Annotated in this window: 5 protein-coding genes; 4 read left to right on the forward strand and 1 reads right to left on the reverse strand. The window is 68.3% G+C overall.

Annotated features, from left to right (window positions below; translation table 11 throughout):
• Positions 1–190: 190 nt before the first annotated feature.
• The gene (locus KF737_RS21335; RefSeq protein ID WP_296460182.1) at positions 191–2,128 is read left to right on the forward strand and encodes a S9 family peptidase; all 1,938 of its coding nucleotides are present in this window, start codon (positions 191–193) and stop codon (positions 2,126–2,128) included.
• A gap of 16 nt (positions 2,129–2,144) precedes the next feature.
• Here KF737_RS21335 and KF737_RS21340 read toward each other — a convergent pair whose 3' ends face one another.
• Entirely contained in the window at positions 2,145–2,873 is a 729-nt protein-coding gene (locus KF737_RS21340) for a hypothetical protein (RefSeq protein WP_296460186.1), read from the reverse strand.
• A gap of 303 nt (positions 2,874–3,176) precedes the next feature.
• Between KF737_RS21340 and rpsL the strand changes: the two genes are divergently transcribed.
• From rpsL to fusA, 3 genes are all read left to right on the forward strand, one after another.
• On the forward strand, positions 3,177–3,548 hold the full coding sequence (gene rpsL / locus KF737_RS21345) for a 30S ribosomal protein S12 (RefSeq protein ID WP_056018026.1): 372 nt from the start codon (positions 3,177–3,179) through the stop codon (positions 3,546–3,548).
• Between the two features lie 60 nt (positions 3,549–3,608).
• On the forward strand, positions 3,609–4,082 hold the full coding sequence (rpsG, locus tag KF737_RS21350; protein WP_296460190.1) for a 30S ribosomal protein S7: 474 nt from the start codon (positions 3,609–3,611) through the stop codon (positions 4,080–4,082).
• Positions 4,083–4,184: 102 nt separating this feature from the next.
• Positions 4,185–6,263 (forward strand): elongation factor G, encoded by a 2,079-nt coding sequence (fusA, locus tag KF737_RS21355; RefSeq protein ID WP_296460195.1) that lies wholly within the window; start codon positions 4,185–4,187, stop codon positions 6,261–6,263.
• Positions 6,264–6,312: the final 49 nt, after the last annotated feature.

The raw sequence follows: 6,312 nt of genomic DNA on the forward strand, positions 1-6,312 counted from the left end.
CTCGGCCCTAGAGCGAGCTGCGTCATTCGGGGATCACGCAGCTCGCTCTAGATTTTTGATTTCGCGCCGTTTTCGCCGAAAAACCGGTCACTACTTTTCGGCACGACGCTCTAGGCGCCCGGCCTGGGTCGCGGCTAGATTGCCGGTCGTAGGGGAACAAGTGGGGGTTGGTTCCGTGAAAGCTCACCTGATGGCGGCCGCCGCGGCCGCCGGCTTCGGCATGTCTGCGCACGCCGCGCCGCCGCCGGCCTCGGCGTTCGGGCGCGTGCCCGCCGTGGTGGACGCGGCGATCTCGCCGGGCGGCCAGCGGGTCGCGATCCTGGGCGGGACGTCGGAACAGCGGGTGATCTCGATCGCCACGATCGACCAGCCGGGCCTCCCGCTGTTGCAGTTGGGCGAGCTGGAGGCCACCGACCTGAAATGGGCCGGCGACGACTACGTGATCGCCACGGTCGCCTACTGGCAGAAGGTCGACGCCAAGCGCGCCTACCGGATGGAGCGCCATATCGCGGTGACTCCCGACGGCAAGGCCGCCTCGCGGTTCCTGGACACCCGCACCACCGAGGGCTACCTGGTCGGCGGCCAGCCGATCCTGGGCGTGGCGGCCTCCGGCTCACAGGCCCGCGTCCTGCTGGTCGACCTGTCGGAGAACGCGGGCTCGTCCGGCACCGCGGACACGCGCATGAAGCGCAAGAACATGGACAGTGTCGCGCTGGCGATCTGGAGCGTCGATCCGGCCACCGGCGCGGGCAAGCTGGTCGAACGCGGCGACTCCCAGACCGACACCTGGGCGGTGGACCTCTCGGGCGAGCCGCGCGTGCGCCTGGAGATCGACGAGATCAACCACAGGTTCTCGGTCTTCGGGAAGCCGAAGGGCAAGTCGCAGTGGTCGCTGGTCTTCGCGGGCGGCAGCTTCGACAGCCGGCGCCTGTACTACGGCTATTCCGAGCCGGACGACGCGATCTATCTCGCCCAGGACGGCAAGCTGGTGAAGAAGCGGATGGCCGACGGCGCGATCGAGCCCGTCAGCGACGGCGGCCCGTCGCTGGCCCTGGTCTTCGACGAGCACCGCAACACCGCCGTGGGCGTGACCAGCGGCGCCGAGCGGCCCGCCTACCAGTGGCTGGACCCCGAGATCGCCGCGGCGCACGGCGTGCTGGCGCGGGCGTTCAAGGCGCAGAACGTCGACCTGATGGGCTGGTCCAAGGACCGCACGCGGCTGATCGCGCGCGTCTCCGGGCCGTCGTCGCCCCCCGTCTGGTACCTCTACGACCGGCCCCGCAAGGAAGTCTCGCCGCTCGCCGAGGAGTACCCGGAGCTGAAGGGCGCGGCGATGGGGACGACGCGGTTCTTCACCTACAAGGCCGCCGACGGGCTGGAGATTCCGGCCTACGTCACCCTGCCGCCCGGAGCGGCCCAGGGCGCCAGGCTTCCGCTGGTGGTGCTGCCACACGGCGGGCCGCGCTCGCGCGACGCCTACGACTTCGACTTCATCGCCCAGTTCCTGGCGACCCGGGGCTATGCGGTGCTGCAACCGCAGTTCCGCGGCTCGTGGGGCTTCGGCGACGACTTCGAGCGCGCCGGCCGCGGCGAGTGGGGCGGCAAGATGCAGACCGATCTGCTGGACGGCGTGGCGGCGCTGGCGGCGGCGGGCGACATCGATCCCAAGCGGGTCTGTATCGCAGGCGCCAGCTTCGGCGGCTATGCGGCCCTGGCGGGCGCGGCCCTGCATCCCGACAAGTACCGCTGTGCGGCCTCGATCGCGGGCATCGGCGACCTGGCCCAACTGATCGCCGAGGACGCGCGGCTCTACGGCCGCGAGTCCGCCGGGATGGACGAGCTTCGCGAGGAAGTCGGGCTGGCCGCCAAGGACAAGGTCGCCGCCATGTCGCCCGCGCGCCACGCCGAGGCGGTCACGGCGCCGGTGCTGCTGATCCACGGCGACCGCGACACGGTGGTCCAGATCAGCCAGTCGCAGCGGATGGCCGACGTCCTGAAGGCGGCCGGCAAGCCCTACGAGTTCATCGTGCTGGAGGGCGAGAACCACTACCTCACGAAGTCGGCCAACCGGACGCGGATGCTGGAGGCCCTGGAGGCGTTCCTGGCGAAGAACCTGCCGGCGAGCTGAGGGGAGGGCCCCGGCGCTAGAACGGGACCTTCAGTTCGCGGCGGCTGTCGGCGCCGGTGACGCGGCCCAGGTCCTCGGCGGTGGACCCGATGCCCGTGCTGGGCTTGTCGGGCTGGCGGATCTTGCCGGCGTCGTAGCCCGAGCCCGACGTGCCGGGGCCGCCGCCGGCCGAGCGCTTGTAACCGTAGTCCTGTTCCTTGCGCCGCCCCTCGGCCTCGAAGCCGCTGGCCTTGCCCCGCTCGACGCCGAGGCCCTGGAACGGCTCGTCCTTGAAACGGTCGGCGAACCTGTCCATGCACCCTTCGCGCTCGGCGCGGCTGAGGGTGGGGCTGTTGCAGTCCAGGCGGCTCTTCAGGGCGTTGCGGGCGTTGCGCGCCAGGGCGTCGTCGGCCGTCGGGCCGATCGTGGGCCGGATGATGCCGGGCGAGGGCGCGGCCTTGGGCGACGGCGTCTCCGGCGCGTGCGGCGTGACCAGCGGCTTCACCGGCGCCGGCTGGTCGGAGAAGGGTTGCGGCCGGCGATGCAGGCGGACCGGCGTGGGCTTCGCGCCCGGCGCCGCTGCGGCGGGCGGCGGGGTCCGCGGGACGATCAGGACCGGGATGATCGCCTCGGGCGGACCGGACGGCGCGATCGGGGTGCGCAGGCGCGGGGCCTGGATCCAGGCCAGCGTCAGGAGCACGGCGTGTACGGCCAGCGAGGCCGCCACGATCCCAACCTTCCAGCCTCGACGCGCCGTCGCCGGCATCCAAGCTCCCGTTTCCAAGCTGCGCCTTGAGAGAGAACGCGCGAAAGGCGAATTCATGACCGTCTCGCCAGACCCTTCCGCCACAGGGGAACGCAGATTGACGGGACGCCGCTTCGCGACTATGTAGCGCCCTCTTTCGAGGCCGGGGATTCTTCCCAGCTCCGATGAGCCGCTACCGCCGGACCGCCCGAACGGGTGACCGGCGTGTTTTGCGTTTCATGGGTCGGCTTCGAGTCATGACCACGACGATCCCAACTGAGGCGCCACGGCCAAACGGCACACGCCTCCACGAAGCGAGAGTAGATGCCGACAGTCAACCAGCTCATCCGCAAGCCGCGCCAGGACAAGCCCTCGCGGAACAAGGTCCCGGCCCTGAAGGGGTGCCCGCAACGTCGCGGCGTCTGCACCCGGGTCTACACCACGACCCCGAAGAAGCCGAACTCGGCTCTGCGCAAGGTCGCCAAGGTGCGCCTGACCACCGGCATCGAAGCGGTGTGCTACATCCCCGGCGAAGGCCACAACCTGCAGGAACACTCGGTGGTCCTGATCCGTGGCGGCCGTGTGAAGGACCTTCCCGGCGTCCGCTATCACATCCTCCGCGGCGTGCTCGACACGCAAGGGGTCAAGGACCGCAAGCAGCGCCGCTCGCTCTACGGCGCCAAGCGTCCGAAGTGACGATTAGCGAAGCGATCGTCATCCCGGCGAAGGCCGGGATCCAGATTCAGGAAGATTGAGATGTCCCGTCGCCGTAAAGCAGACAAGCGTGAAGTGCTCCCGGACCCCAAGTTCGGGGATCTCGTCGTCACGAAGTTCATGAACTACGTGATGTACGAAGGTAAGAAGGCCGTCGCCGAGAACATCGTGTACGGCGCCTTCGACCTCCTGGAAGCCCGCCGCAAGGACCAGGGCCCGCTGGAGACCTTCCACACCGCCCTCGACAACGTGGCCCCGGCCATCGAAGTGCGCAGCCGCCGCGTCGGCGGCGCCACCTATCAGGTTCCGGTGGAAGTGCGTCCCGAGCGCCGCCGCGCGCTGGCCATCCGCTGGCTGGTCAACGCCGCGCGCAACCGCGGCGAGAACACCATGACCGAGAAGCTGGCCGGCGAGCTGCTGGACGCGTCCTCGAACCGCGGTTCGGCCGTCAAGAAGCGTGAGGACACGCACAAGATGGCGGAAGCCAACCGGGCCTTCTCGCACTACCGCTGGTAAGCCCGACCTCAGTCACGCTTTCCGGCGCGGGCGGTTTGGGATAAACCGCCCGCGCCGTTCGTTCAGCTACTCCAGAACAGCCCTTTTCCAAGGCGATCCGCTATGCCCCGTACGCATAAAATCGAGGACTACCGCAACTTCGGAATCATGGCGCACATCGACGCCGGCAAGACGACGACGACGGAGCGGATCCTCTACTACACCGGCAAGTCGCATAAGATCGGCGAAGTCCACGACGGCGCGGCCACCATGGACTGGATGGAGCAGGAGCAGGAGCGCGGCATCACCATCACGTCGGCCGCGACGACCGCGTTCTGGAAGGACAAGCGCCTCAACATCATCGACACGCCCGGGCACGTGGACTTCACCATCGAGGTCGAGCGTTCGCTGCGCGTCCTCGACGGCGCGGTGACGGTGCTGGACGGCAACGCCGGCGTCGAGCCGCAGACCGAGACCGTCTGGCGCCAGGCCGACAAGTACAACGTCCCGCGCATCGTGTTCGTCAACAAGATGGACAAGCTGGGCGCCGACTTCGACAAGTCGGTGGAGTCGATCCGCGACCGCCTCGGCGCCAAGGCGGTTCCGATCCAGCTCCCGATCGGCTCGGAGTCGGCGCTGAAGGGCCTGGTCGACCTCGTCCGCATGAAGGCGGTGGTCTGGGACAACGACGGCCTCGGCGCGAACTTCCGCGACGAGGAGATCCCGGCCGACCTGAAGGAAAAGGCCGAAGCCGCGCGCAACTACATGATCGAGAACGCGGTCGAGCTCGATGACGACGCCATGGAGGCCTACCTCTCGGGCGAGGAGCCGTCGGAAGAGGTCATCAAGAAGTGCATCCGCAAGGCGGTGCTGACGGGCGCGTTCTACCCGATCCTCTGCGGCTCGGCGTTCAAGAACAAGGGCGTGCAGCCGCTGCTCGACGCCGTCGTGGACTATCTGCCGTCGCCGGTGGACATCCCGCCGACCAAGGGCATCGACTTCCGCACGGATGAAGAGGTCGAGCGCCGCGCGTCCGACGACGAGCCGCTGTCGGTCCTGGCGTTCAAGATCATGGACGACCCCTTCGTGGGCTCGCTCACCTTCTGCCGCATCTACTCGGGCAAGCTCGAGACCGGCATGGGCCTGATGAACTCGACGCGCGACAAGAAGGAGCGCGTCGGCCGCATGCTGCTGATGCACTCGAACAACCGGGAAGACATCAAGGAAGCCTACGCCGGCGACATCGTCGCCCTGGCCGGCCTGAAGGAAACCCGGACCGGCGACACCCTGTGCGACCCGAACAAGTCGCCGGTGATCCTGGAGCGCATGGAATTCCCGGCGCCGGTGATCGAGATCGCCGTCGAGCCGAAGTCGAAGGCCGACCAGGAGAAGCTGGGCGTGGCGCTGGCGAAGCTGGCCGCCGAGGACCCGTCCTTCACGGTGTCCACCGACCACGAGAGCGGCCAGACCATCCTGAAGGGGATGGGCGAACTGCACCTCGACATCAAGATCGACATCCTGAAGCGCACCTACAAGGTGGAAGCCAACATCGGCGCGCCGCAGGTGGCCTATCGCGAGAGCCTCGGGAAGCGCGCCGAGATCGACTACACGCACAAGAAGCAGACCGGCGGCACGGGCCAGTTCGCCCGCGTGAAGCTGGTGTTCGAACCCGGCGAGCCGGGCTCGGGCTTCGTCTTCGAGAGCGCGATCGTCGGCGGCGCGGTGCCGAAGGAATACATCCCCGGCGTCCAGAAGGGCCTCGAGTCGGCGAAGGACAACGGCCTGCTGGCCGGGTTCCCGCTGATCGACTTCAAGGCGACCCTCATCGACGGCGCCTTCCACGACGTCGACTCCTCGGTCCTGGCGTTCGAGATCGCCTCGCGCGCGGCCTTCAAGGAACTGCGCGAGAAGGGCGCCCCGAAGCTGCTCGAGCCGATCATGGCGGTCGAGGTCGTGACGCCGGAAGAGTACCTTGGCTCGGTCATCGGCGACCTGAACGGCCGCCGGGGCATGATCCAGGGCCAGGACATGCGCGGCAACGCGACGGTGGTGAACGCCTTCGTCCCGCTGGCGAACATGTTCGGCTACGTGAACAACCTGCGCGGCATGAGCCAGGGCCGTGCGCAGTTCACCATGCAGTACGACCACTACGATCCGGTGCCGCAAGCGGTCGCCGACGAAGTCATCAAGAAGTACGCCTAAATCCCAACCCTAGTTTAGAGGACAAGCCCGGACAGGGCTGGAGCTTGAA

It is taken from the genome of Phenylobacterium sp. (genome assembly GCF_019636135.1).
GTDB lineage: Bacteria > Pseudomonadota > Alphaproteobacteria > Caulobacterales > Caulobacteraceae > Phenylobacterium.

Coding starts and splice junctions, on each gene's coding strand:
- KF737_RS21335 (WP_296460182.1), top strand. CDS start 191: ATGGCGGCCGCCGCGGCCGCCGGCTTCGGCATGTCTGCGCACGCCGCG.
- KF737_RS21340 (WP_296460186.1), bottom strand. CDS start 2,873: ATGCCGGCGACGGCGCGTCGAGGCTGGAAGGTTGGGATCGTGGCGGCC.
- rpsL (WP_056018026.1), top strand. CDS start 3,177: ATGCCGACAGTCAACCAGCTCATCCGCAAGCCGCGCCAGGACAAGCCC.
- rpsG (WP_296460190.1), top strand. CDS start 3,609: ATGTCCCGTCGCCGTAAAGCAGACAAGCGTGAAGTGCTCCCGGACCCC.
- fusA (WP_296460195.1), top strand. CDS start 4,185: ATGCCCCGTACGCATAAAATCGAGGACTACCGCAACTTCGGAATCATG.